This window comes from uncultured Oscillibacter sp. (assembly GCF_910587525.1).
Classification (GTDB): domain Bacteria; phylum Bacillota; class Clostridia; order Oscillospirales; family Oscillospiraceae; genus Oscillibacter.
In genome coordinates, this window is record NZ_CAJULS010000219.1 from 1 (window position 1) to 2,565 (window position 2,565).

2 protein-coding genes are annotated in these 2,565 nt (G+C 59.6%); both read right to left on the reverse strand.

The genetic code is table 11. The features are described from left to right. Positions 1–1,483 (reverse strand): hypothetical protein (locus tag QZ326_RS12710; protein WP_295745885.1); only part of this gene is annotated, 1,483 nt, incomplete at its 3' end. Continuing rightward, a complete protein-coding gene (locus QZ326_RS12715) occupies positions 1,452–2,156 on the reverse strand; it encodes a response regulator transcription factor (protein WP_295745887.1) in 705 nt (234 codons plus the stop codon). The genes QZ326_RS12715 and QZ326_RS12710, both read right to left, overlap by 32 nt. Positions 2,157–2,565 lie beyond the last annotated feature (409 nt).

Consider the following 2,565-nt stretch of genomic DNA (forward strand, 5'->3'; position numbering starts at 1 on the left):
CCAGCAAAAACAGGATGAACGCCAGCCCCCGGGCGCCGTACCAAGCGATATCGGGCAGCATAGCGGCAAGGAAGAGCACCAGGGCTGCCAGGATCAGCGCCAGGGCCGCCGTCCCCGCTGTGACGGTACGGGCCAGCCGCTTCTCCACAGGCCGCTCCAGATCTTTCATGCGGAGACTGCAGAGGAGGTTTCGCAGCCCCCGGAAGAGGCTCCGCAGCAGGCTCTTCCGCTGCTCTTTCGGGTTGTACCGCCGGTTGTTGACCGCCAGATACAAAACCCACCCCAGGGCTATCAGCCCCGGCAGGCTGGAGAGCAGGAAGCTGGCCGCGCCGTAGGCAAGCTGGCCCAGGTACACGGGCTCCCAGCCCCACCATATCTCCCGGCAGGCCCAGTACAGCTCCTGCCAGCCGTCGGCGGCAAACAGCCACCCCAGTGGAATGAGGGCCAGCAGAACCCAGACCTCCTCCCAAAGATGGCCGGTCCAGGAGGCGATCTTCGCGTCCGCCAGCTTCTTCTCCCTCCGGAACGCCAGCCACACGCACAGCCACAGAGCCCCCAGCCCCAGCAGGACAAGCTGCCGGATATAGAAGGTCCGGGTCTCCTCCGCCCGCTGGGCCACCTGGTACATCCGGCCATAGTAATACCGGCCTCCGCCGGAGTCCTGGAACCAGTACCGCACAGGCTCCTCCCGCACGGCCATATAGACGGTGACGCCGTCCAGCCACGCCCCGGCCTTGAGATTATCATAACCGGGAATAAACCAGGGGGACTTCCCGGAGACATAGATGCCGTCCCCATAGACGTCCAGCTCCACACCGTCTTTGAAAATGGAGGCTTTTCCGTCCTGATAGGTCAGGTAGAAATTATATCCCTCAAGGCTCTGGTCCCGAAATCGCTTGGCAGAGTCCGCCTCCACGTTTTTATACCGTATATGTCCGTCCTGCATGATCAAATAGAGGACATTCTGATCGCCTGTCCGATAGGCGTTCTCCCCCTCTGCCTCCCGGGCGGTCAACGCCTCTTCTTCCTCTTCCACCGGGCGGGACTCCGCTGCGGTGTCTGTCAAAATGATCTCGGTGTACTGCCGCCGCCAGCCGCCAGCCTCTGCCACGTCCCACGCCTCCGCTGTTTGGTACCAGGCGTTCCCTGTGGTCCCGGTGGCCCCCAGGGAGAGAAATTCCATCAGGTAGGACGAGACCTCGTCCCGGAACTCCTGGGTATTCTGCCAGTCCCCGGACCAGTCCGGCTCCGCGCCCCTCTGCATGAGCCGCCGCTCCGCTAGGGCCCCCAAGCTCCCCAGGACCAGCGTAATACCCAGAAAGAAGGCGAGAAAGCCGGCGGCCGCTTTTGCGGTCTGTCCCCGCTTTTTCGGGGCAGGTCCCTCCGCTGCCTCCGGCTCTATCGTCTGCCGCACCTGGGCGGCCACAAAATACTCCACCTCCCCGCCGTTTTCAGGCTCCGTGCCGTTCCATTTTGTATCCAATTCCCCACACCACCTTGATATAGTCTGGCTCTTTGGGATTCAGCTCCACTTTCTCCCGGATGCGCCGGATGTGAACCATCACCGTGTTCTCGCAGGCGTAGCCCTCCTCGTTCCACACCCGGCGGTACAGCTCCTCCGCCGGGAACACCCTGCCCAGGTTCCGGAACAGCAGGTCCACGATCTTCGTCTCTGTGGCGGTGAGCTTCACCACATCCCCGTCGGCCCGCAGCACCCGCTCCGCCGTGTCGTAGGTCAGCCGCCCGTTGACCAGAACGCCCTCCCGCTCCGCCGTGTGGATGTCCCCCAACAGGGTATACCGCCGCAGCTGGCTCCGGACCCGGGCCACCAGCTCTTGGGGGTTGTATGGCTTGGCGACGTAGTCATCCGCCCCCATGGAGAGGCCCAGGATCTTGTCCGTGTCCTCGCTCTTGGCGGAGAGGACGATGACGGGCAGGTTCCGCCGCTCCCGGATACGGATCAGAGCGGAGAGGCCGTCCAGCTTGGGCATCATCACATCGATGAGGATTAGTCGGACCTCTGGGTTCAGCGCATGGTCCAGGGCCTCTATGCCGTTATAGGCTTTCAGAACCTGCCAGCCCTCCCGCTCCAGGGTGATGGCAATGGCGTTTACGATCTCGGGGTCATCGTCCACGACCAGGATGTGTTCGTTCATGGGGTTGAACCTCCCTTTGGGCTGTTACTATCGTAGCAGGGAATTCTTACAAATAACTTGATGAAAATCTTACAAATTTCTTACAATTATCAAGAGAAAATAATTGTCTGGAGGATATAGGCAGAGCTCTGCTATGACAGGACTTTCACGAAAATTTTCGGGATAAGAAAGCGGGCCAGAGCAACATAACAATTTTGAATTGCTTTCGCCCTTGCGATTATAATATGATGAATATGGTTGAGAGGAGAAATGATGGATAGATATATCATTATCAGAAAAAAGTCAATCGGCCGCTATTCATTATATCTCCATTGGAACAGGAAGAAATCTCCCGGTTCCTGGAGGCGATTCAAAGGCACGCCTATGAATTGCTGTTCCTGGTCACTCTGTTCACCGGTATGCGGCAGGG

Coding starts and splice junctions, on each gene's coding strand:
- QZ326_RS12715 (WP_295745887.1), bottom strand. CDS start 2,156: ATGAACGAACACATCCTGGTCGTGGACGATGACCCCGAGATCGTAAAC.